Raw genomic sequence first — 22120 nt, 5'->3', positions numbered from 1 at the left:
TATGATGCGCTTAGCATATTTATTGGATGGAAGGGCCGTTCCATCAGCGGCTTTTTGAATAAAGGGGGAGTAATAATATGACAACACTCGGTTTTATGTCTGTATCCCGCCGGCACGAAGAAGATTACGCCGGGGAATTGGCTGAAAGAGCGCCTCAATATAATGTGCGCTTAGCCCGCTTTACACCGTTTGATATATTTCCGGATTCTTTGCGCGTGAAAGCGCTCGTCTATCACCCGCAAAGCGGAAAGTGGAACGAAACGGAAATCGATATTCCCGAATATATTTACGACCGCTGTTTTTACGGAAAATCCGCTGAAGCGCAAAAAGCCAAACCGATCGTCGAATGGCTGAAAAAATATCGGAAAACGGAATTTATCGGCCGGGGGCTTCCTGATAAATGGACGGTCACGGATGCGCTCCAAAAGCATCATCTGATCAGTCCCTATATTCCTGAAACGGCCGAAGTCAGCCGCTATGAACAGGTGCAATCATACTTAGCCAAGGAAAAAGCATGTATACTTAAGCCCGCTTTCGGCGCGGGAGGCAGAGGCATCATCCTGCTTGAAACAGGCAAAAAATCAATTACGGCCACTTACTATATCGGAAAAAACAAACAAACAAAATCATTTTCCAATCACGTGTCTTTTAAGTCTTGGTGCAAAAAAGTGCTGCAGCACCGCTATTTGCTTCAATCCTACTTAAATATCCAGGATAAAGAGCGGCATCCGTGCGACATCCGCATTTTCATGCGCAAAACTGAGTCAGGCGTTTGGGAAACGGTCGGAAAAGCGGTCAGAAGGGGTTATCAGAACGGTCTTTTATCTCATTTGCCCGGAGGATCCGAACCGATTAAGTTTGACACATGGTTTGAGGAAATTCCGAGAAAGCAGCAGGCCGTTTTATTGGATGATGTCTTTTCGATCACCCAATCCGTCCCTTATTTCCTTGATGAACGGTTCGGGCCGCTGTTTGAGCTGGGGCTCGATATTTGTTATGCCAAAGACGGACGCATCTGGCTTTTGGATGTCAACTCAAAGCCGGGACGGAAAGCTATTTTAAGCGTGGCTCCGGAGGCGAAAGAGGATTTGTATACGAGTCCGCTGAGACGCTTCCGCGAACTTCAGTCACAGGAAAGCCGGAAAGGAGTATTACCGCGTGAATCATAAAGGGATGATTGTCGGCATCGATAAAAAAAGCAAAAATACGCTGTTTCTCCCCTCCTCCATGAAACGGGAAGGGCTTTTATCCGCTGCCTTCGGGACCAAGGTTGTCAAATGCCGTGTAGCCTTTTCTCAATCACTTGAAAAAAGCGCGCTCCTTTCTGAAGATTTGTTTGAGGAGCTGTTGATACCGCATAAAAGCCGGGCTGACTTTCTCATACACGGCCAGACGGTGCACATCGGACCGCTGATCGGCGTTTTCACAGCCGGGTTCACATCATCGCCGTCCCGCCCGTTAAGAGACCGTACAGCCTTCTTTTCCAAGATGCTCTCTCTTCATGAACAGGCGAACGGATATTGTTTCGTTTTCGGGGCCCATCAGATCAACTGGGAGGAAGGCACCGTCCAAGCGCTGATTTATAAAGAAAACAGTTGGAAACGGACGGCCGTCCCGCTTCCGAATGTCGTATATGACAGGCTCCCGAGCCGAAAAACGGAAGAAGTTCCGCTTTTACAGCAGACAAAACAAAGGCTGATGAATGACTATCAGATTCCGTGGTTTAATCCGCAATTCTTTAATAAATGGGACATTCATAAGCTTCTGGAAAAAAACAGTCTCACCGCTTCACTTCTGCCAAAATCTGTCCTGCACCCGAATGCGGAAGCGTTAGAAACGTTATGCAGCACGTTTGGCACCGTCTATATCAAACCTGCAGACGGCGCACTCGGAACGGGGATTTACAAGGTGGAAAAAATAGATGCCGGCTTATCTGTCAAACACACGAATGAGGAAAAAACGGTGGTGACGGCAGAGTATTCAGATGCGGCATCCTTCATGACATCATTTAAAGAAAACAATGACCCGTCCGCATTTTTAATTCAGCAAGGCATTGACCTGATCCGGCTGGATGGGCGCCCCGTCGATTTCAGGGTGCACACGAATAAAAACGCCGAGGGGAAATGGACAGTGACGGCCATTGCGGCAAAAATTTCCGGTGAAAACAGCATCACGACGCATCTGGCAACCGGCGGAGAAGTCAGGACGTTAGCTGAATTATACGGCGATCCGCGAGAGAGAGTCGGCATGATGCGGAAACTTTCAAAAGCCGCCTTGGCGGTCAGCCGCGTGTTAAATGAGCACATTGAAGGTTTTATCGGCGAAATCGGTTTTGACCTCGGCGTCGATCATTCAGGGAAAGTGTGGATGTTTGAAGCCAATTCCCGCCCCGGGCGCAGCATTTTTTCCCATCCGAAGCTGAGATCGGTCGATTACCTGACAAAACGGAGAAATTTTGAATACGCGTCCTATTTATCAGAACGGTCCATCACCGCCCCGGAAAAACTTTGGCGGTGAGGCTGTCTTTTTTTGGGGTTTACCCGGGACAGGCACAGAATGATGAGCTACAATGAACAAGATCAACATTTCCCATAAGGAGCGTGAACGTCATGATTTCGCACTTCAGCTGGAAACCGTTATTCAAAAAAGAGAAACTGCCCGGATGGCGGATTTCATTTTACTGGCAGGGTACGCATTACGAAGGGATTTACCATAAGTCCGGAGACATTGAATGGGGACACACACATCCGGGAAAAGAAGAACCGGCTCTCGTAAAAGAGCTGCATGAATTAATGCTTTATCACATATATGACTGAAAGCTAAAAGCTCAGCCGCATCAGGCTGGGCTTTTCTTTTCCTTCCGCTATTTACCACACCGTTTTCCGAATGAGATGCCGTTTGATTCACCATAATACGTAGTACAAAGCGGCAAACAGCATTGGGTGAAGCCAAGCTGGCAATGGTTTTCGTTCCGAAAATCATCGGCTGGTGCAATTCCAGCAAACCCAACCATACTACTTTATAAAGGAGATCATACAAATGGCAAACAACAACTCTTCAAACCAACTAGTAGTACCCGGCGCTGCTCAAGCAATCGACCAAATGAAATACGAAATTGCTTCTGAGTTCGGCGTAAACCTTGGCGGAGAAACAACTTCTCGTGCAAACGGTTCTGTCGGAGGAGAAATCACTAAACGTTTAGTATCTTTCGCACAGCAGAGCATGGGCGGCCAAGGCGTACAATAACTCAATAAATGGCTTACAGAAGGCGCGGGATACCGCGTCTTCTTTTATGCCGTCACCCTTTTTTCCTATTCCACATACCCTAGGAAAAAAGGAGGGAAAACATGTCATTCATTGCCTCAGTCAATTGGGAGCTGTTTCAGTTCGTAAGTGTTTCTTTGGTCAATGAATATGTTGCCCACCATTTCCCGTTTATTCACAGGTATTCTTTTCCCCGCTGCTTTGAATGATATAATGAGCGGCGAGGAGGTTTTTTACATGAACATCGCTTTACTCGGAGCAACGGGAAGAGTCGGACAGGCTTTTATAAAAGAAGCGCAGAAACATGGACACATGGAGATATTCGCTCTTGTCAGATCAGCCGGAACAGTCCTTCCCATTCCTGAAAAACAAATCATAACAGGGAATGCGAGGCGGCGGGAAGATGTAAGCCGATTGATTTCCAAAGCGGACACAGTCGTGAGCTGTCTCGGCACGGACGGTGACGATACCCTTTCAGCCGCTATGACCCATATAATAGACAGCATGAAACGGCATCATGTTCAGCGTCTGATTACGATCGGCACCGCGGGTATCCTTCAATCACGGCTTATGCCTGATCAATACCGGTTTGAATCGGCAGAATCAAAACGAAAATCAACAAGAGCCGCAAAGGAACACGCCCGCGTATACGAGATGCTGCTGGCAGACGATCTTGACTGGACGATCATTTGTCCCACCTACCTTCCTGACGGAGACGCTGCCGGAGTTTACCGGTTCGAACAGGATCGCCTTCCTGAAGACGGCGCTGAAATCACCGTCGGAGACACGGCGCACTTTCTGTACCGTGAGCTGATCAGCCCGCAGTTTGTCAGAAAACGGGTGGGACTGGCTTACTGAATGAAAAAAAGGGCGAATCTTTAGATTCACCCTTTCCGATTACACCGCGGACTTCGCCGTTCCTTTCTGCAATTCATACATTTGGTGGTACTGCCCCTTTTGCGCCATTAATTCGTCATGGCTTCCCTTTTCAATAATGCGGCCCTTTTCCAGCACGAGAATCTGGTCTGCGTGTCTGATCGTGGAAAGCCGATGGGCGATAATAAATGTCGTGCGCCCTTCTTGAACGACTTGCAGCGCTTTTTGAATGACTGCTTCTGTTTCGGTGTCAATGTGCGCCGTCGCCTCATCCAAAATTAATATGGCCGGATCGAACACAAGCGCTCTTGCAAAAGAAATCAGCTGACGCTGGCCTGAGGACAGTGTGCCGCCTTTTTCGGTAACGGGCTCTCTGATGCCCTTCGGCAGGGATTGCAGAAGACTTGCGGCGCCGACTTGGCGAAGCGCTTCTTCCGCCTGCTCCAAAGAAATACGCTGATCATCGAGTGTCACATTGGAGCCGATCGTGCCCGAGAAAAGATACGGGTCTTGCAGCACAATGCCCATATGCGACCTCAGCTCCTGCCTCGACATGCCGTATATGCTTTTATTATCCAGCAGGATATCTCCTTTTTGGGCATCATAAAAACGGAACAGAAGATTCAGGATGGAGCTTTTGCCGGACCCTGTATGGCCGACGAGGGCGACCGTCTCCCCTTTTTCAGCTGTAAAGCTGATGTGTTTCAGCACCTCTTCTCCCTTTCGATATCCAAAAGAAACATCGCGGAATTCCACAGTTCCTTCAGCCTTTCTGTCTGCGGGAGCGCCTTCTTCTTCTGTTTCCTCCTCCTGTAAAAGCTCGAATACTCTGGCGGCAGAGACACGGGCCAATTCAAGCTTCGAAAATTGGTTGACAATCCCCGTAACCGGCTGGAACAAACGGTTTAAATAATCAACAAACGCGTATAAAACGCCGATCGAAACAATTCCGGCCGCACTCAGACTCGCGCCTCCGAAATACCATATCAGCCCGACAAACGCCAGATTGCGCAACACATTGACAAGACTGTGGGACATGAGGGAATTTAAGGACAGCATTTTGTTTTTGTAGCGAAAATGAGCTTCATTCAATTCTTCAAATTCCTTCATCGTTTCCTTTTCGCGGCGGAACGCCTGAATAATCGGCATTCCTTGAATGGATTCGTTCATTTTCGCATTGATGTTACTGTTAATGGAACGGATTTTTTGGTTGAAGACGGATGCGTATTTGCGGTACACAACCGACCAGATCATTAAAATCGGAATAATCAGCAGGCAAACGGCGGCCAGCCTGACGTCAAGCATAAACAGCGCCGTAAAAATGCCGAGCATATAAACGCCGCTTGTGATAAATGTCGACAGCACCGTTACATATAAATCCCTGACCGCTTCTGTGTCATTCGTAATGCGGGCCACGACTTTTCCGGCAGGCAGATTATCAAAGTAGCGGATCGGCATTTTCTGAATGTGTGAAAATACATCCTGCCTCATGCGCTGTATGATCCGGTTCGCTCCCATCTGCAGCAGATAATGCTGGCCGTAATGAAAACATACGGAAAACATGAGCAGTCCCGCGTAAATGGCGGTCAGCGTCAGCAATCCTTTTATTTCGGGACGGTAAAATTGAAAAATCTCCTGTCTTGATAACGTAATGGCGGGATATGACCTGCTTTCTTTACCGTTTGATATTGTCAGCCGGCCGTCAGACACCGAACGGTTTCCGTCAAAACTGACGGGACGGTCAACAAAATAGTAGCCCGCACCGACTTGATAAATGTGCGCCTCTCCGGTTTTGTCCGCCCCCGGTTTGAGCCGGTCTTCCCTGACATAATCATGCCCCCGGAACCTGACGGCGCCCGGATCGTCCGCAGAGGCTTTAACCCATGTTTTTTCAATGCCGAGAATGTGGTCGTCAATCATTTTTTTTCCGATAAACGGGCCGGTCAGCTCAGTGCCGACCGCAATAATGAGCAGGACGACCGCCCATATCAGCAGCTTCTTATATTGAAGCGCGTAATTCCATAATCTTCTCCCGGTCTTCATGCGCCCGTCCCCCCTTCTTCAAGAGAGGACAGCTGCTGCCTCTCATATTGTTTACGATACCAGCCGTTCTGCGCCAATAGCTCCCGGTGCGTGCCTCTTTCAGACACCCGGCCTTCATCCATGACGAGAATGAGATCTGCGTGTTCAACTGCCGAGAGCCGGTGGGTGGTGATAATCGTTGTTTTATGCCGCCGTTTTTTACGGATGCTGTCAATGATGGCGGCTTCCGTTTTCGCGTCTACGGCAGAAAGCGAATCATCTAATATGAGAATGTCAGGATCGGTCAAAAGCGCTCTCGCAATTGAGATGCGCTGCTTTTGTCCGCCAGAGAGCGCTACGCCCTTCTCGCCGACAAGCGTTTCAAGCCCGTCGGAAAGCATGCCGATATCGTTTTCAAAATGCGCATCTTTCAGCGCGCTGCCGATTTCCTCTTCGTTTGCATCCTGCCGTCCGTAAAGCAGATTCTCTTTTACAGTCTTCGAAAATAAAATATGATCCTGCGGCACATAGCCGATCCACCCGCGGAGCTCCTCAAGCGGAATCTCTTGAATCGGAACGCCTGTAAACGTGATTGCTCCCGCACCGGGCGGATATTCACGCAACAGCTGCTTAATGATCGTCGTCTTTCCGCTTCCCGTCTTCCCGACGATGCCGAGTGTCTGCCCTTTTTCTACGGAAAAAGATACATCAGAAACCGCCGGTCCCGCTCCGCTCGGATACGTGAAAGTCACTTGTTCAAAAACAAGACGCCCGGGCTCCTTGATGCCGGCGGGGTGCTTGGGCCCGAACACGTCTGGCTCATAGGAAAGCGTCTCATTGACACGATCCAAGGAGGCATTCCCGCGCTGCATGATATTGATTAATTCTCCGATCGCAAACATCGGCCAGATCATCATTCCGAGGTACACGTTAAACGATACCAGCTCTCCCAGCGTCAGCCGGTTTTGAAAAACGAGATAAGCGCCGTAGCCGAGACCGATGAGATAGCTGAGGCCGACGAGAAGTTTCACAGTCGGTTCAAAAAGTGAATCGATAAACGCCACCTTCATGTTTTTCTCATATACATCCGCCGTCATATCACCGAACCGGCTGACATCATTTTTTTCCTGTACGAAAGCCCGGATGACCCTGACGCCGGATACCGACTCCAGCACCTTGTCATTTAATGATCCGAAAGCATCCTGCGCTTCCGTAAACCGCTCATGGATCTTTTTTCCGTACAGGCTGACCGCAGCCGCCATTATCGGCAGCGGAATAATCGCGGCAAATGTCAGCTTCCAGCTGATGAGAAGCCCCATTGTCAAAAATATCGTCAGCATATACATCGTCGAATCAACGAGCGTTAAGACCCCGAAGCCCGTCGTCATACTGACGGCCTGCAAGTCATTTGTCCCCCGCGCCATTAAATCGCCCGTTCTGTATTTCTCGTAAAACGGCGGTGACATTTGAAGAAGCCTTCCCATCAGCTTTGAACGGAGAATCTTCTCCATGACATTCGCCCCGCCGAAAAGCTGATACATCCAAAAATAAGACAGTAAATAGACGGCTGCCGTTAATGCGAGAAAAATACATATGTAAAACAGCATCCCGCTTTTTGTAAACACGCCCGCCTTCATATCGTCTATCGCGTTACCGAGAAGTTTAGGCGGAAACATTTCAATGACATTCACAATCAATAACAGAACAATCGCTGACGTATAGCGCAGCCAATAGGCTTTAAAAAACCATGCGAGCTTTTTTAATACAGTAAACAAATACCGTCATCCCCTTTCATCAATCAGCCGCCCTCAAGCTTTTCCGGATTGTTTTTCATTGTTTTCGCTAATACCGCCACATGCATCACACCTGTCTTTCTTTCATTTTTTTGTATAAAAAAAGACATGAAGCCTCAGCTCCATGCCTCTTATTATTATAAATAAGGTACAGACCCGCCGTTTATGCGCGACTGCCCCGTTTTTAAGCAAATGTTCAGAAAACGGAAGCTGTATGGGAGTCACGCCGGTATTCAGCTGAAAATGAGTTGACAAGCTTTAGTTTTGACATGATCCATACCTCCTTTTTCCCTATATTGTTCCTTCATCATATAAACAAATCCTTTTTTTGTCAATGCAGGTTTTACATTTCTGCCATTCGGGTATTGTAAAACAAACCTTTTTTACTGAAAGGATGAGGCCGATGTTTCATGCGGACCGGTTGATAGCAGCTTTTGACGGAAGTGATGATAGTAAAAAAGCGCTCCAAAAAGCCATAGACCTTTCAAAAACATTTCACGCGGATTTAACGGTCGTACATTCCCACAATGCAAAAGATACCCGGACGATTGTTGATCCCCCGAGGCCGGGAGCCGGGGCAACGTATATCGGCGGCGGGATTGCAAGCGTTCCTGACCCGCTCCAGGCGGAAAGAATCTCCCCTGATCCGATGATTTATGAAGACCGTACGGAAGAAATCGTTGCGGAAGCGAGAATGCTGATGAACGACAGCCAGATTGACGGGGATATCGACATTTTAGAAGGTGATCCCGCTGATGCCATTATCGAGCATGCCGACCGTATATCGGCGGATTTGATCGTCATGGGGAGCCGGGACCAGAACAGGCTGAAAAAACTTTTATTCGGAAGCGTCAGTGAAAAACTGTCATCGAAATCCGATATTCCCGTGCTGATCGTAAAATAATTCTTTCTGTAAAGCAGCTTAATCAAAAGCTGCTTTTTTTACAGCTCCCGGCTGTTTCTTCTTTTTTTCGGCATCACAAAAAAACTCGACATGATCAAAAAATCGATGCACAATACGACAGACCAGCCCTTTAACAGCTTGCTGAGCGCTTCGGTGCGGGAAGCGTCCTGAATGAGAAATACCGTTCCGGCTAAAAGAACGCCGCCGATGACAAACGCTAATACATGTCTTCCCCATCCTTTTGCATAATGTTTGGCATAATCCAGCCCGTACCGTTTGACCGGTTTTGCCCCTTCCTTGACCACATAATAGCGGAACCGCTCATCCGCCCATTGAATCATGCTTTTCCCGAAGGCGACAGACACTCCGATATAAATGGCCGCCACCGCATGCGCCATAGTCGCCGCCGCCCCTCTGTATAAATCAGCTGCGGCCGCCAGAAACAGTACGGCATCCAATAAAGGAATGAGAGCGAAAAAAAACATTCCGAGCTTTTGCCGCCTGAATATATAGCGCGCCGCCAATCCGAAGATGACAGCCGCCCAAAAAGCAGCCTCACAAATGACAATCAACCAAGCAATCGCGTTCAATCCGGTTCCCCCTTATCGTTTTCTAAAATGCATTGTATCACTGCTTTTTATTTAATACAACTGTATTACAAAATTGCAAGAAAAAATATTTCCTGTTACACTGGAACCATGCCTAAAATAATCGATCATGAAAAAAGAAGAAAACAAATAGCCGAAGCCACTTGGCGGACGATTTTGGAGCGGGGAATGGAAGGAGCGACAGTGAGAAACATCGCCCAGGAAGCGGGTCTTTCTTTAGGCGCGCTGAGGCACTATTTCACCACCCAGGATGAGCTTTTAGGGTATGCGATGACACTCGTAAAAGAAAAAGCGGCCGCCAGAATTAACGAAGTTGCCATGAAAGATCTGCCGCCGAAAGAAAAAGCAGTGCGTCTGATGCTTGAAATCATCCCGACAGATGAAGAAACGATGGCTGAAATGGAGGTATGGTTCGCTTTCACAGCTTATGCCAGACATAAGGGAGAAGAGTTTCAACCCCAGCAGGACGGGATCTTGGCATATATCCGCGGTCTGATTGACTGGCTGGATGAAAATAAGCTTCTGAAACCGAATCTTGATAAAGAGATCGAAGCGGAGAAAATGTACGCCATCGCCGACGGATTGGCGCTGCATGCCATGCTTGAACCTGAGCGTCTTTCAAAAGAGAAGATCTCCCGTGTGCTCGTGCAGCATATCGAATCTCTTTTTATCTGACTGAAGCAAAAAGGCCGGATGTGTTCCGGCCTTTTTTCAGCTTATGACTGAACGCCGAGCTCTTGCTGAATGTGCGACTGAAAAGCCTCCTGAATCGTTTTGGCTACAGGTCCCGGCGCTCCGCTTCCGACCGGTTTTCCGTCAAGGGTTACGATCGGGATTAATTCAGCCGTCGTTGACGAGATGAAAATTTCATCCGCATCCCTGAGTTCGTCTTCGGTAAGAGCCTTCTCCCGCACCTCAATCCCGTTTTCTTTCATCAGCTCTAACAGTTTCATCCGCGTAATGCCGTTTAAAATCAGCTCATTTGCAGGATGCGTCCGGACAGTGCCGTTTATGACGGCGTATACATTGGAAGAGGTTCCTTCCGTGACCGCTCCGTCCCTTATCAGCACCGCTTCATAAGCCCCTGCTTCATAGGCTTTTTGTTTAATCATCACATTATACAGTAAATTCAGACTCTTAATGTCACACCTCAGCCAGCGTTTGTCTTCCGCCGTTATGGCCTGCGCTCCGGCTTTTTGTTCATTTTCCGGTTTTTTCACTGAAAAGGTGTATGCAGTCGTCTGCGGTTCCAAACCTTCGTCATACTGGTGCTTGCGCGGCGCCTTCCCTCTCGTCGTCTGTATATAGACCCCGCCGTCAATGAGTTTGTTTTCCTGTACGAGCTTTTGCAGATCCCATTCTATGTCCTCTGCGGAGAACGGCAGGGTGATGCCGATTTCTGCGGCGCTTCTGAAAAGACGGACAATATGCTCACGCAGACCGAATAAGGCACCGTTATACACTCTGATGACCTCATACACACCGTCACCGAATTGATATCCGCGGTCCTCAATATCAACTGCCGCTTCTTCACGATCAATCAACTGGCCGTTTACTAATGTCTTCATGTAAACCCTCCTCATCGTTATCTGCCGTGATGTGCATTCTCAGCTGTTATTGTCAACTATTCTATCATACTGAACGAGCCGGCTGCGGAGTTTATTTTTTTCTTAAAATCTTATTATTCGACATCTTTTCTATGTCTTTTCCAGTTTTGTTCCTGTATACTTGATTCGACATACATATGCTGTTAACTTATGGCACTTCGCAAGCCTCCGCTGTTATCGGCATTATGCAGAAACTTATGCTACTGGAGAGATTGTTATGCGCAACACAAAAGAAGGTGCTTCCCCTTCTCTGTTTTCATTAGCTTTTAAACTTACGAGTTTAGCAGTTTTGTGCGGACTGCTTCTGGTAATCGTCATAATGGGATATTCCGCTTCCGCCGCAAAAAACAAACAGGTCACCGTGACCGCAAACGGGCAGCTTCGGGATGAAGCAGAAAGCCTGCGGCTGAAAAATGATTCTCCCGACGTCTTAATGAAACATTTGCAGAGAGAGCGTGACCCAGGGAAAAAAACGGTATATTTAACCTTCGACGACGGGCCGTCTCCATATACTGAACAGCTGTTGAATGTATTGAAGGCAAATGGCGCAAAGGCCACTTTTTTTATGCTTGAACCGCGGATGAAAGCCTATAAGCATTCCGTGCAAAGAGCGAAGCAGGAAGGAATCGCGCTCGGCCTGCACGGCGTGACGCACGATAATCACCTGTTTTATCAAACACCGACATCACCGCTGAACGAAATGCAGCAGGGACGCGATACACTCGAGGCAATCACCGGAGTAAAAACGGATCTTGTCCGCACGCCTTACGGCAGTAAACCGTCATTGACGGATGCCCAGATTAAGAATCTCGAAAAAGGCGGATTCGTGTACTGGGACTGGACGATAGACAGTGAAGACTGGAAGTACAAAAACGCACGGTACGTGCCGGAAGTATTGAATCAGCTCTCATATTTGGAAAGCGTTCATACGAGCAGGCCGCATGTCATTTTAATGCACGATCTGCCTGCGACGGTGCACGCTTTGCCGAGCCTGATCCAAAAACTGAAAGCCCAGGGCTACTCCTTTGATGTTCTGACGGATCAAATGATTCCCGTCCATGAATAAGAAAAGCCGGATCTGTATATGATCCGGCTTTTCTTATGTCGCGGCGCTGATCCGTTTTGCAAATTCACCGATCTTCTCATGGATGACAAGATCAAATAAATGGTCGCAATATGTCGGCTCAAGGTTAATGATCACCTGCTTCAAACCGGGAATCCGTCCCGCATCCTCAGGGACAAACCTTGCCGGCGCCACTTCAAGCGAAGTGCCGATCACAAGAAGAAGATCAGCTTTATCAAGCTTTTCATAAAGGGTTTCAAAATGCTGAACGAGATCGCCGAACAGCACGACATCCGTTTTTAATACGGTGCCGCATACCGCATGATCACCGATTTCCGCCGTACATTCCGGCACTTCGTCCTTCAGCAGATGAGAAAGCCCGTAGCGCGCTCCGCAGCGGGGGCATGCGGCGGTCTGAATTGAACCGTGAAGCTCATAGACACTGCTGCTTCCCGCTTTCTTATGCAGCCCGTCAATATTCTGCGTGAAAATGTCTACCTGCTTTCCCCGCTTTTCAAGATCCGCCAAATACGTATGGCCGGCATTCGGCTCATAGCTTCCGCTCATTTTCATCTGAAAGAGCTGTTTGAATTTAGGCCAGAATTCACGCGGACGGCGTTCAAAGGATTCCCTGCTCATCGCTTCCATTCTGGAGGTGTCTTCGGTCCATATACCGCCCGCCGAACGAAAATCAGGAATGCCGGATTCCGTGCTCATTCCCGCTCCCGTCAGCACCACGATACGTTCCGCCTGATTGATCAATGTCATAAACGCTTCCACTCTTCCACCGCCTTTTCTTTTTATCATATCATGAAAAAAGAACGGCGCCTGTTATGCCCGTTCTTTTTCTCCGGAATGATCCTTCACATGAACCGGATCATCGTGGCTTTTCTGTTTTACGAATACATTCTGGCCCGGATAGGCGAATTCCACGCCTTCCTCAGCAAAAATATCAATAATCCGGCGGTTGATATCCTGCCGCACATCCAGGCTTTCCGCCCACACGATGGTCTTTGTGTAAAAGTTGAAAAACAGATTGTAATAGCTGTCCGCAAACACGTCAAAGTTAACCATAATCGTATCATCATGCACGCCTTCATGTTCACGAAGCATTTCTCTGAGCCTTGTGATGCACCGCTCTAAACGATCAATCGGCGTCGCATAAGAAACACGAACGGAAAACGTGACCTGGCGCTTCGTCATCCTCGTCCAGTTTGTGATGGCTTCCATGGACAGCGTTGAATTGGGTACGGTAACAAGCGCCCCCTGCGCCGTGCGGAACCTTGTGCTTCGGAATGTGATATCTTCAACGCCCCCCGTTACAGATGACGTCTCGACCCAGTCGCCGATCGTAAACGGCTTTTCCGTAATGATGATAATGCCGCCGAAAAAATTGCTGATCGTATCTTTAGCCGCAAGCGCGAAGGCCAATCCGCCAAGTCCGAGTCCGGCCACGAACCCGTTTACATCATAATTGAATTCCTGCGCGATCACACTGACGCTGAGCGCGAGAATGACAAAGCGCAGCACCTTGGATAAAAACGGCGCCAAAATGTCATCCATATCAAGCTCAAAGCGCTGATTGACTTTATGAAATAAAAACGAAGACGCCGATGTCAGATTGCAAAGCCCCCAGGCGATCAGCGCAACGATCAGAGAGCGGTACAATTTTTTGACAATGTCCATCTGCCCGTCTAAAAACGGCGAATACTCAATCGCCAAAAATAGACCCAGCGCCACGAAAAACCATCTGGCCGGCTTGTCAAACGCTACGGCAATCTGTTTGAATATGTCGGTTTTCGGCTTGTTCGCCAATTTGTAAATGAGCTGAAAAAAGTATTTGACAAACAGTTTTCTCAAAACGAGAAAAGCCGCTAAAATTCCGATGCTGATACTGATCTGCAAAATATGGTCAAGAGTAAAAAAGCTCTGAAATTGTGTCATCATGGCATATGCTCCTTTGTCTTGTCGAAAATCTATTATACTAAAACATTCGGACATCAGCTTCTTTTAATGTCTTTAGGCAGCCTGAAAAACCCCGGCATCAGAGCACAGCCGGGGTTTTTCACACATTCGTTCATCTTTCAGCCAGATACAACAGGGTCAGGCACTATTTCTTCTTTGATTGTGTCTGTTTCAGGAGAGTCGCTTTTTGGATTTCAGCATCGGTTTCGGCCTTAATTCTTTCTTCCACTTTCAATCTCCCTTTTCCCATGATCTCGCCTCCTTTTTGCCATTATAAATCATCACTGCGGATTGTAAACCGAAAAAAGCACTATCTTTATTCCAAAAAAATACTGTTTCGCACATTCACCAGTTTGAATCGCTGTGCATATACGAATCTGATATAATAACAGAAATGCCCATGAGGGGAGCTGACAAGCTTGTATACCATCGCTCATCGCGGCGCATCCGGTTACGCGCCCGAAAATACATTTGCGGCATTTGATATCGCTGCCGAAATGAACGCTGATTTCATTGAGCTTGACGTCCAGCTCACAAAAGACGGCCAGATTGTCGTCATCCATGATGACAAAGTCGACCGGACGACGGACGGCTCCGGTTTTGTAAAAGATTTTACGCTGAAGAAGCTGCAGTCTCTGGATGCCGGCAGCTGGTATGGGGCTGAGTTTAAAGGGGAGCGGATTCCCCTGCTCGAAGAGGTTCTGAAGCGTTATCATTCTGAAATCGGATTTTTAATTGAACTGAAGGGGCACGTTTCTCAAGTCGGTCTTGAAAAAGCAGTCGGCCAGCTGTTAAGCAGGTTTTCCTTTTCCATCCACCCTATCGTTCAATCATTCAGCCTCAAGTCAATTCAGACCTTTCACGACATGTATCCGTCCGTTCCGACTGCAATAATTGCAAGACCCAGCTTCGGGTTGTTTTCCAAAAGCCAGCTGGCCGCCTACAAATCAGCCGTAAATTATGTCAATATTAAATATACCCGCCTGAATCGGTTCTTGATTTCCACCGCTCACAGACACGGCCTGAAAGTATTTGCCTGGACGGTCAGAAATCAAAAGACGGCCGAAAAACTGCAAATGATGGCAGTTGACGGCATTGTAACTGATTTTCCGGATTTTATTTCTAAGGATGGCTGATATGAAACAATACATCGCAATTTTTATCGGAGGCGCGCTTGGCGCATTGCTCCGCTTTGAAATGAGCGCGCACATTCACAGCAGTTCTTTCCCGGCGGCCACTTTCCTCGAAAATGCGGCGGGAAGCCTTTTACTCGGTCTTATTACGGGTTATTTCATCATTCGGGCTAAACGCCCTCTTTTGACCGCCTTTTTAGGAACCGGTTTTTGCGGAGGTTTCACGACGATGTCAACCTTCGCAAAAGAAACCATTTTTCTGCTGCAATCGTCTCCCGCAGCGGCTTTTTGTTATTTTGCCGCGACATTAGTCTCTGGCATTACCCTTGCATGTGCCGGCATTTTCTGGGGACGGCGGATTGCCCTTCACGCAGCGGGAAGGGGGCATGATACGCCATGACGATTGTCCTGATGCTTATCGCAGCGGGTATCGGAGCGGTATTACGTTCTCTTTTGGGTAAAACAATTTCAGAAAGAACAAAAGGTTTTCCGATGCCGCTTGGAATGGCTGCGGTCAACCTGCTCGGCTCCTTCGGACTCGGCATGTTCACCGGCCTGGGCCTGGATAATCCTTCTGTCGGCATCATCATCGCGACGGGCTTTTTCGGTGCGTTTACGACCTTTTCCACGTTCAGTATTGAAGCCGTGCAGCTGATGATGAACAACCGCATAAAGGAAAGCCTGCTCTACATCGCTGTTTCAGCAGCCGGAAGCCTTTTGGCGTTCTGGTGCGGCTTTGTTATGATATCCATTTAAAAAAACCTTGAGCTTATTTTTCGCTCAAGGTTGCGTTATGAAGCATGACCGTTTCAGGCACGGGCAGCTGGCGGTTTATTGTTCCCTGACCGCCCGGGCGGCCCTGTTCTTCTTTGAGTTCAAGCTGTTTAATAAACCGGCCGTCCATTTCTAATATGAGGGCAGTGTATCCCCCGATTTGTATCGACTCACCCGCACAGATGTCAATATTCCGTTTCAGCACAAGACCGCCGATCGTGTCGACTTCCTCTTCAATCCCTGCGTCGAGAAGATGATTCACCTGATCAATCCGAACCTTTCCGTCCAGCACATAATGGCGTTCGGACAGCTTTTGAATCTGCGGCTGTTCGTCCTCATCAAATTCGTCTCTGATATCGCCGACGATTTCTTCAAGGATGTCTTCGGTCGTCACAAGACCGGACGTTCCGCCGTATTCATCAGACAATATCGCCAAATGAATCCGTTCTCTCTGCATTTTTATCAGCAGGTCGTGTATCGGGATCGTCTCGATGACTTCAATCACCGGGCGGACGTAAGACGTGATGGATACCTCCGCTTTTTCATCTTCTGTCATAAACAGCAGATCTGAAAAGAGATGCTTCGTATTGATCATGCCGATGACACTGTCTTTGTCCCCGTCCGTTACGGGCCAGCGCGTATATTTGTCTTTCAGCATCATATCAAGCATTTCCGGCACGTCCATATCAGTGGAAACAGCCGCGATTTCTTTTCTCGGGATCATGATTTCCTTGGCGATCCGATTATCAAAATCAAAAATTTTATTCACAAATGTATATTCAGACGGATTGATTTCTCCGTTTTTTAAACTTTCTGACAGCAGGATCCGCAGCTCTTCTTCAGAGTGGGAGTCTTCATGCTCAGATGCCGGCTTTAATCCGGCCAAACCGGTCAGAATTCTCGCTGAGCCGTTCAGCACCCAAATAAACGGGAACATGAACACGTAAAATAACCGAAGCGGTCCGGCAATCCATAACGTCAGCTTTTCCGCTTTTTGAATCGCAACCGTTTTAGGCGCAAGCTCACCGACGACGACATGCAGAAACGTAATCAGCCCGTACGCCGCAGCAAAAGCAATCACATGCTCAGCAGAATCCGGCAGCCCCATGCCCTGAAACACAGGATGAAGCATCCGCTCAAATGCAGGCTCTCCCAGTACGCCGAGCCCGATGGATGTGAGTGTAATGCCGAGCTGCGAGGCGGATAAATACTCATCAAGATCCGTAATGATACGCTTTGCGAGCACCGCCCGTCTGTTCCCTTCTGAAATGAGCTGATCGATTCTGGATCTTCTCACTCTGACGATCGCAAATTCACTCGCCACGAAAAATGCCGTTAACGCAATGAGCACACCGATTAAAATCAAACTGTCAATATCGTCCATTTCACCTTATCCCGAATTGAAGGATAAGGACGTCACCTCCTGATTTCATCGTTTTTTCTTAAGCGAGAGGAACGAAATGGATGATTGACTACACAGAGGGCCCCATCCTGCCACCTCCTAAGTCAAAGCATGATTGTCATTTGTATAGTTTATTGTATCACAACTCCATTCTTTCATCATTTTCAGATTTTTATGATATAAAAAACAGCCTTCAAAAAGAAGGCTGCCGTTATCTGCTTCGGAAATGATTTTCTAAACAAAGCGCCGTATTAATCCCCCCGAATCCCATGCTTAAGCTTAACGCATGGTGTACGGTATGGGCGCTCGGCCCGTCGGTCACCCACTGAAATGAATCGTCAATCGGCTCCGTTAAGTTTCGGATCGGATGAAGCTTGTTTTCCCGCATTTGCAAGAGAGCAGCAATGATTTCCACCGTTCCGGCCGCACTCAGACCGTGTCCGGTAATCGATTTTGTCGCATTAATCCGCGCGTGCGACAGGCCGCTTTCAGAAAGCGCCCGGCATTCAGTCTTATCACCGATCGGCGAACCGGTGCCGTGCGGGTTGATGTAATCGATCTCTTTTGCTGAAAGACCGGCCCGCTCCAGCGCCTGGCGGATCACCGTCATTTCGCCCTCTGCTGAAGGATTCGGGTTGCGGTTCGCATCGGAAGCCATCCCCCAGCCCTTTAAGCCGGCCCACGAACGCGCGCCCCTCTGTTCGGCAGATTCAGCGCGTTCCAGCACAATCGCCCCGCACGCCTCTCCGAATATAAACCCGTCCGTATGCCGGTCAAACGGGCGGCAGGCGGCTTCAGGCCGTTCAGCGTATGTATCAGTGCCCATCGCTCCCAAAGAACGGAGAGCATGACACTCCATGTACGACAGATCGGCCAGCGCCCCGATCACGATGCACCGGTCAAACAGGCCGCCTTTGATTCCTTGAGCAGCCTGAATAACCGCCGCCTGGCCGCTTGCCGACGCGCCGCCGACCGTAAAGGCCGGCCCTTTTATCCCGAATTGCTCCGTACAAAGCCCCGACAAATCACTATCCATAAAAGAAAGCCCGTATGTCGGATTTACAAATTGCGGCGTTTCACCGTTTTTCTCAAAGGCCTGCAGCAATTCGCGCTGCGTCATATTCGAGCCGCCGATGATCAGACCGGTGCGGCTGTGATCAGCGCCGTCTAATTGAGCGTCATGCCACGCTTCATATAAAGCGATAAGCGCCGTCTTTCCTGATAATGCGGCCCTTCGGTACAAGCGCTTCGACAGCGCGTCCGGCGGCGTTAATTCGCTAAGCTCCGCGCCGATAAACGAACTGCCTTTCTGCCGGCCGGGCCGTTTCATCACATCAAAGGCGTGCCGCCCCTCCATAAGCGCATCGAGAAACGCCTCCTTGCCTTGTCCGACCGCGGTTAAGACTCCGATTCCTGTAATGCTGATGTCTGACGTGCCATTATTACTCCTCGACATTTGTCCGTTCTCCCATCTTTATGTATTGGAAGCTATGAAGAAAAATCTTGATACAGTGCTTTGAAAATATCGCGCGACTGTCTGATCTGTTCTGAAGGCACGCTGAAAGATAATCGGAAATAGCCGCTTTTTCCAAATCCGCTGCCGGGTACGATCAATAGTTTGTATTTCTGTGCGGCATGCATGCAGAATGCCACCTCGTCTTCAATCGGTGATTTCGGAAAGACGAAAAAGCCTCCTTTCGGCATTTCAAATTCGAAGCCGGCTTCTGTGAGGATGTCCACCATAAGGTCTCTCCGCTTTCTGTAAGGTTCAGAGTCAATCGAAAGATCATCCATTTTCGCCACGGCGCGCTGCATCATGACCGGAGCGTTCACAAAGCCGAGCGTCCGGTTGCAGAAAACGAACGCATCCGTCAGAAGATCGCCCTCAGGCATTTGGGCGTCTGCCGCGATATACCCGAGCCTTTCCCCCGCAATGCCGAGATCTTTACTGAACGAACTGACTAAAATCACGCGGTGATACGCCTGAAACGGATTCGCCTGCTCTTCTCCGTAGATCAGCTGGCTGTACGGTTCATCAAATAAAATAAATATGCTTTGGCCGTTCCGCTCTTCGGCTTCTTTTAATAAGGCGCCTAATTCGTTAAGGTTTTTCTGGCTGAGCACAGTCCCCGTCGGATTATGCGGCGTATTAACGATCAGTCCTTTCGTACGGGGGGTGATCGCACCTTTAACCGCTTCAATATCAATCTCAAATGAGTCAGTCAGCGGGCAGATGACGGGTCTGCCGCGGTAATTTTCAACATACGCTTTATATTCCGCAAAATAAGGCGCAAGTAGGATGACTTCTTCCTCGGGGTTTAAAATGCTTTTCAGCGCGACATTCAGCGCCCCGCCGGCTCCGACCGTCATGACTGTATGCCTGGCGGAAATTTCTGTCTGAAACCGCTCTGACAAAAAGCGCGCAACCTTTTCTCTCGCCTCCGGAAGCCCCTGGTTTTGTATGTATCCGTGCCGCCCTGTTTCAGCCGCTTCGCAAAGCGCCTTTTTAAATGTTTCAGGCGGCTCCGCAACCGGATTTCCTATTGAAAAGTCAAACACCTTATCGGCGCCGAACTCTTTTTTCAGCCGAGCGCCTTCATCAAATAGTTTGCGTATCCATGAACCTTTCTCCAGATTCTGTGTCACTTCCCGTGATAAACCGGCCACTGTCATCTGTCCCTTCTGTCTTTTTCTTCCGTTTCTATTTACAATGATTATGAAAGATTTACATGGCGCAGTCAACGCTTTTTCAGACAGCCCGCCGCGCCGTTTCAGGAGAAAGACGGAAAACAATAAACTTGTGCAAACTCCCCTTCATATATTAAACTATTCTCATAACTATAACGTGATGGTTGGGGAGGGATTTAGATGGGGCTGAGACTTATCGCATCAGTGAATTAGCAGAGCTTGCCGGTGTAACGAAACGCACGGTGGATTACTACACAAACCTCGGGCTTTTAAAGCCTGACAGGTCTTGTTCGAACTATCGTTACTACGATACACTTGCACTTAATCGGTTAAAGTTTATAGTCGCTTGTAAAAAGCAGCGATTGGCCCTGTCTGATATAAAAGATCGACTGGAGAACCAGTTTCCCTCTTCAGCCCTGCCTGACGATATTGGAAATCTGGCATCGGAAATTGATCACATGAATCAAAACATCTCCGTGATCTTGAATCGGTTTGAAAAGCTTGAACCAGAGGAGCGCGCCCAGCTGAAAAAAAGGCTGGCTCCTGAAAAGCTTGCAGTGCTTCAATCATTTATGCTGCTGTTAAGTTAAACCATTATCTTACTAACAGGAGGTGTTACCTTCATCTTCCCAAAAGGAGTGAAGGTTCTAATTGGACATTGTGAATTTGATTTTAGTCGCGGTTTTAATCGCGCTGACGGCATTTTTCGTAGCATCTGAGTTTGCGATAATCAGAATCAGAGGCTCACGGGTTGACCAGCTTATAGCAGAAGGAAATAAAGCCGCAATCGGTGTCAAAAAAGTGACCACGCATTTAGATGAGTATTTATCGGCGTGCCAGCTCGGCATAACATTGACTTCCATAGGTCTTGGTGTCTTAGGCGAATCAACGATTGAACGCTTGCTTCATCCGCTTTTCACAAAGATAAACGTACCCAGCTCATTATCGCATATTATTTCATTTATTCTCGCCTATGCGATCATTACATTCTTACACGTGGTCGTGGGAGAGTTGGCGCCGAAAACAGTCGCCATCCAGAAAGCGGAAGCCGTTTCAATGCTGTTTTCGAAACCGCTCATTTGGTTTTACCGCATCATGTTCCCGTTTATCTGGCTTCTGAACAACTCCGCCCGTCTTTTAACGAAGGCGTTCGGTCTGGAGACGGTGTCTGAAAATGAGCTTGCCCACTCTGAAGAAGAGCTGCGCATCATTTTATCGGAAAGCTATAAAAGCGGTGAAATCAACCAGTCTGAATTTAAATACGTGAACAAAATCTTTGAATTTGACGACAGACTTGCAAAAGAAATCATGATTCCGCGTACGGAAATCGTCAGTCTGCCGCATGATATCAAAATTTCTGAAATGATGGACATCATTCAGATTGAAAAATATACCCGGTACCCTGTCGAAGAGGGTGACAAAGATAATATTATCGGCGTTATTAACATTAAAGAAGTGCTGACCGCCTGCATCAGCGGCGAAGTATCAGTCGACTCGCCGATTACCGATTTTGTCAATCCGATCATCCATGTGATTGAGTCGGCACCGATTCACGATCTGCTTGTAAAAATGCAGAAGGAACGGGTTCATATGGCGATTCTGTCGGATGAATACGGCGGAACCGCGGGGCTTGTCACCGTTGAAGACATTATTGAAGAAATCGTCGGGGAAATTCGTGATGAATTTGATATCGATGAAATCAACGAAATCCGCAAACTCGGCGACGGCCATTACATGCTTGACGGCAAGGTCCTGATTGATCAAGTGAACGAACTCCTCGGCATCCATTTGGAAAATGACGAGGTCGACACCATCGGCGGCTGGTTCCTTACCCAGAAATACGACGTCGAACAATACGACTCGATTATCGAAGAAGGCTGTGAATTTATCATTAATGAAATTGACGGCCACCACGTCGCATATATCGAAGTGAAAAAACTGGCGTTTGATGAACTGCTGGAAACCGCCGAACAAAAAGAAGCATAACAAAAAAGCTTGCGCGTCTGATACAGACGGCAAGC

At 48.3% G+C, this 22120-nt stretch carries 24 protein-coding genes; 14 read left to right on the top strand and 10 right to left on the bottom strand.

What is annotated here, in order from left to right; genetic code table 11:
• Positions 1 to 77: 77 nt before the first annotated feature.
• The 6 genes from JNUCC21_RS04985 (at position 78) to JNUCC21_RS04960 (ending at position 4122) form a co-directional block, all read left to right on the top strand.
• Complete coding sequence (locus JNUCC21_RS04985) at positions 78 to 1169, top strand: YheC/YheD family protein (protein ID WP_012117192.1); 1092 nt, start codon at positions 78 to 80, stop codon at positions 1167 to 1169.
• Positions 1159 to 2517 (top strand): YheC/YheD family protein, encoded by a 1359-nt coding sequence (locus JNUCC21_RS04980; protein ID WP_369878647.1) that lies wholly within the window; start codon positions 1159 to 1161, stop codon positions 2515 to 2517. The genes JNUCC21_RS04985 and JNUCC21_RS04980 overlap by 11 nt, the downstream gene beginning before the upstream one ends.
• Positions 2518 to 2600: 83 nt before the next feature.
• Positions 2601 to 2816, top strand: coding sequence for a YheE family protein (locus JNUCC21_RS04975; protein WP_012117190.1), 216 nt, complete (start codon positions 2601 to 2603; stop codon positions 2814 to 2816).
• A 223-nt stretch (positions 2817 to 3039) separates the two neighbouring features.
• Positions 3040 to 3246 carry an alpha/beta-type small acid-soluble spore protein gene (locus JNUCC21_RS04970; RefSeq protein ID WP_014417315.1) on the top strand — a complete coding sequence of 69 codons (207 nt, stop codon included), beginning with the start codon at positions 3040 to 3042 and terminating at the stop codon, positions 3244 to 3246.
• 101 nt (positions 3247 to 3347) lie between these two features.
• Positions 3348 to 3473 carry a hypothetical protein gene (locus JNUCC21_RS04965; RefSeq protein WP_007610363.1) on the top strand — a complete coding sequence of 42 codons (126 nt, stop codon included), beginning with the start codon at positions 3348 to 3350 and terminating at the stop codon, positions 3471 to 3473.
• 28 nt (positions 3474 to 3501) lie between these two features.
• Positions 3502 to 4122 (top strand): NAD(P)-dependent oxidoreductase, encoded by a 621-nt coding sequence (locus JNUCC21_RS04960; RefSeq protein ID WP_007409246.1) that lies wholly within the window; start codon positions 3502 to 3504, stop codon positions 4120 to 4122.
• A 39-nt stretch (positions 4123 to 4161) separates the two neighbouring features.
• Here JNUCC21_RS04960 and JNUCC21_RS04955 read toward each other — a convergent pair whose 3' ends face one another.
• Positions 4162 to 6183 (bottom strand): ABC transporter ATP-binding protein, encoded by a 2022-nt coding sequence (locus JNUCC21_RS04955; RefSeq protein WP_369878644.1) that lies wholly within the window; start codon positions 6181 to 6183, stop codon positions 4162 to 4164.
• Positions 6180 to 7937 (bottom strand): ABC transporter ATP-binding protein, encoded by a 1758-nt coding sequence (locus tag JNUCC21_RS04950; protein ID WP_039062827.1) that lies wholly within the window; start codon positions 7935 to 7937, stop codon positions 6180 to 6182. Before JNUCC21_RS04950 ends, JNUCC21_RS04955 begins: the two co-directional genes overlap by 4 nt.
• A 421-nt stretch (positions 7938 to 8358) precedes the next feature.
• Between JNUCC21_RS04950 and JNUCC21_RS04945 the strand changes: the two genes are divergently transcribed.
• Complete coding sequence (locus tag JNUCC21_RS04945) at positions 8359 to 8859, top strand: universal stress protein (RefSeq protein ID WP_007409250.1); 501 nt, start codon at positions 8359 to 8361, stop codon at positions 8857 to 8859.
• 38 nt (positions 8860 to 8897) lie between these two features.
• Here JNUCC21_RS04945 and JNUCC21_RS04940 read toward each other — a convergent pair whose 3' ends face one another.
• Positions 8898 to 9449, bottom strand: coding sequence for a hypothetical protein (locus JNUCC21_RS04940; RefSeq protein WP_369878642.1), 552 nt, complete (start codon positions 9447 to 9449; stop codon positions 8898 to 8900).
• A gap of 108 nt (positions 9450 to 9557) precedes the next feature.
• On the opposite strand from JNUCC21_RS04940, the gene JNUCC21_RS04935 reads away from it, so the two are divergent.
• Entirely contained in the window at positions 9558 to 10142 is a 585-nt protein-coding gene (locus tag JNUCC21_RS04935; RefSeq protein ID WP_012117186.1) for a TetR/AcrR family transcriptional regulator, read from the top strand.
• A 41-nt stretch (positions 10143 to 10183) separates the two neighbouring features.
• On the opposite strand, the gene dat is transcribed toward JNUCC21_RS04935, so the two are convergent.
• Positions 10184 to 11035: a D-amino-acid transaminase gene (gene dat, locus JNUCC21_RS04930; RefSeq protein ID WP_014417308.1), complete on the bottom strand. Its 852-nt coding sequence runs from the start codon at positions 11033 to 11035 to the stop codon at positions 10184 to 10186.
• 256 nt (positions 11036 to 11291) lie between these two features.
• Between dat and JNUCC21_RS04925 the strand changes: the two genes are divergently transcribed.
• Positions 11292 to 12140 (top strand): polysaccharide deacetylase family protein, encoded by an 849-nt coding sequence (locus JNUCC21_RS04925; RefSeq protein WP_039062828.1) that lies wholly within the window; start codon positions 11292 to 11294, stop codon positions 12138 to 12140.
• A 33-nt stretch (positions 12141 to 12173) separates the two neighbouring features.
• Here the strand turns inward: JNUCC21_RS04925 and JNUCC21_RS04920 are convergent, their stop codons facing one another.
• From JNUCC21_RS04920 to JNUCC21_RS04910, 3 genes are all read right to left on the bottom strand, one after another.
• Positions 12174 to 12905: an NAD-dependent protein deacylase gene (locus JNUCC21_RS04920; protein WP_369878810.1), complete on the bottom strand. Its 732-nt coding sequence runs from the start codon at positions 12903 to 12905 to the stop codon at positions 12174 to 12176.
• Between the two features lie 63 nt (positions 12906 to 12968).
• A complete protein-coding gene (locus JNUCC21_RS04915) occupies positions 12969 to 14084 on the bottom strand; it encodes a mechanosensitive ion channel family protein (protein WP_007409256.1) in 1116 nt (371 codons plus the stop codon).
• A 163-nt stretch (positions 14085 to 14247) separates the two neighbouring features.
• Positions 14248 to 14352 (bottom strand): YhdX family protein, encoded by a 105-nt coding sequence (locus JNUCC21_RS04910; protein ID WP_003155299.1) that lies wholly within the window; start codon positions 14350 to 14352, stop codon positions 14248 to 14250.
• A gap of 169 nt (positions 14353 to 14521) precedes the next feature.
• Between JNUCC21_RS04910 and JNUCC21_RS04905 the strand changes: the two genes are divergently transcribed.
• The 3 genes from JNUCC21_RS04905 to crcB are packed head-to-tail and all read left to right on the top strand — an operon-like array spanning position 14522 to position 15991.
• A complete protein-coding gene (locus JNUCC21_RS04905; protein ID WP_163113817.1) occupies positions 14522 to 15238 on the top strand; it encodes a glycerophosphodiester phosphodiesterase family protein in 717 nt (238 codons plus the stop codon).
• Between the two features lies 1 nt (position 15239).
• Positions 15240 to 15635, top strand: coding sequence for a CrcB family protein (locus tag JNUCC21_RS04900; protein WP_032866192.1), 396 nt, complete (start codon positions 15240 to 15242; stop codon positions 15633 to 15635).
• The gene (gene crcB, locus JNUCC21_RS04895) at positions 15632 to 15991 is read left to right on the top strand and encodes a fluoride efflux transporter CrcB (RefSeq protein ID WP_169509714.1); all 360 of its coding nucleotides are present in this window, start codon (positions 15632 to 15634) and stop codon (positions 15989 to 15991) included. Before JNUCC21_RS04900 ends, crcB begins: the two co-directional genes overlap by 4 nt.
• Before the next feature lie 13 nt (positions 15992 to 16004).
• Here crcB and JNUCC21_RS04890 read toward each other — a convergent pair whose 3' ends face one another.
• The 3 genes from JNUCC21_RS04890 to JNUCC21_RS04880 form a co-directional block, all read right to left on the bottom strand.
• A complete protein-coding gene (locus JNUCC21_RS04890; protein ID WP_369878637.1) occupies positions 16005 to 17393 on the bottom strand; it encodes a hemolysin family protein in 1389 nt (462 codons plus the stop codon).
• 229 nt (positions 17394 to 17622) lie between these two features.
• Positions 17623 to 18867: a beta-ketoacyl synthase N-terminal-like domain-containing protein gene (locus tag JNUCC21_RS04885; protein ID WP_015239486.1), complete on the bottom strand. Its 1245-nt coding sequence runs from the start codon at positions 18865 to 18867 to the stop codon at positions 17623 to 17625.
• A gap of 32 nt (positions 18868 to 18899) precedes the next feature.
• Entirely contained in the window at positions 18900 to 20084 is a 1185-nt protein-coding gene (locus JNUCC21_RS04880) for a pyridoxal phosphate-dependent aminotransferase (RefSeq protein WP_150941094.1), read from the bottom strand.
• Between the two features lie 179 nt (positions 20085 to 20263).
• Between JNUCC21_RS04880 and JNUCC21_RS04875 the strand changes: the two genes are divergently transcribed.
• Positions 20264 to 20689 carry a MerR family transcriptional regulator gene (locus tag JNUCC21_RS04875; protein WP_007409263.1) on the top strand — a complete coding sequence of 142 codons (426 nt, stop codon included), beginning with the start codon at positions 20264 to 20266 and terminating at the stop codon, positions 20687 to 20689.
• 61 nt (positions 20690 to 20750) lie between these two features.
• The gene (locus JNUCC21_RS04870; RefSeq protein ID WP_007409264.1) at positions 20751 to 22085 is read left to right on the top strand and encodes a hemolysin family protein; all 1335 of its coding nucleotides are present in this window, start codon (positions 20751 to 20753) and stop codon (positions 22083 to 22085) included.
• Positions 22086 to 22120: the final 35 nt, after the last annotated feature.

Source organism: Bacillus sp. JNUCC-21 (assembly GCF_041222765.1).
Taxonomy (GTDB): domain Bacteria; phylum Bacillota; class Bacilli; order Bacillales; family Bacillaceae; genus Bacillus; species Bacillus velezensis.
Note: the sequence above shows the minus strand (reverse complement) of the source record. Positions and strands in the feature narration are given on the sequence as shown.

Bases quoted from the DNA above. Each gene is read 5' to 3' on its own strand.
- JNUCC21_RS04985 (WP_012117192.1), top strand. From the start codon at position 78: ATGACAACACTCGGTTTTATGTCTGTATCCCGCCGGCACGAAGAAGAT.
- JNUCC21_RS04970 (WP_014417315.1), top strand. From the start codon at position 3,040: ATGGCAAACAACAACTCTTCAAACCAACTAGTAGTACCCGGCGCTGCT.
- JNUCC21_RS04965 (WP_007610363.1), top strand. From the start codon at position 3,348: ATGTCATTCATTGCCTCAGTCAATTGGGAGCTGTTTCAGTTCGTAAGT.
- JNUCC21_RS04960 (WP_007409246.1), top strand. From the start codon at position 3,502: ATGAACATCGCTTTACTCGGAGCAACGGGAAGAGTCGGACAGGCTTTT.
- JNUCC21_RS04955 (WP_369878644.1), bottom strand. From the start codon at position 6,183: ATGAAGACCGGGAGAAGATTATGGAATTACGCGCTTCAATATAAGAAG.
- JNUCC21_RS04945 (WP_007409250.1), top strand. From the start codon at position 8,359: ATGTTTCATGCGGACCGGTTGATAGCAGCTTTTGACGGAAGTGATGAT.
- JNUCC21_RS04935 (WP_012117186.1), top strand. From the start codon at position 9,558: ATGCCTAAAATAATCGATCATGAAAAAAGAAGAAAACAAATAGCCGAA.
- dat (WP_014417308.1), bottom strand. From the start codon at position 11,035: ATGAAGACATTAGTAAACGGCCAGTTGATTGATCGTGAAGAAGCGGCA.
- JNUCC21_RS04925 (WP_039062828.1), top strand. From the start codon at position 11,292: ATGCGCAACACAAAAGAAGGTGCTTCCCCTTCTCTGTTTTCATTAGCT.
- JNUCC21_RS04920 (WP_369878810.1), bottom strand. From the start codon at position 12,905: ATGACATTGATCAATCAGGCGGAACGTATCGTGGTGCTGACGGGAGCG.
- JNUCC21_RS04915 (WP_007409256.1), bottom strand. From the start codon at position 14,084: ATGATGACACAATTTCAGAGCTTTTTTACTCTTGACCATATTTTGCAG.
- JNUCC21_RS04910 (WP_003155299.1), bottom strand. From the start codon at position 14,352: ATGGGAAAAGGGAGATTGAAAGTGGAAGAAAGAATTAAGGCCGAAACC.
- JNUCC21_RS04900 (WP_032866192.1), top strand. From the start codon at position 15,240: ATGAAACAATACATCGCAATTTTTATCGGAGGCGCGCTTGGCGCATTG.
- crcB (WP_169509714.1), top strand. From the start codon at position 15,632: ATGACGATTGTCCTGATGCTTATCGCAGCGGGTATCGGAGCGGTATTA.
- JNUCC21_RS04890 (WP_369878637.1), bottom strand. From the start codon at position 17,393: ATGGACGATATTGACAGTTTGATTTTAATCGGTGTGCTCATTGCGTTA.
- JNUCC21_RS04885 (WP_015239486.1), bottom strand. From the start codon at position 18,867: ATGTCGAGGAGTAATAATGGCACGTCAGACATCAGCATTACAGGAATC.
- JNUCC21_RS04880 (WP_150941094.1), bottom strand. From the start codon at position 20,084: ATGACAGTGGCCGGTTTATCACGGGAAGTGACACAGAATCTGGAGAAA.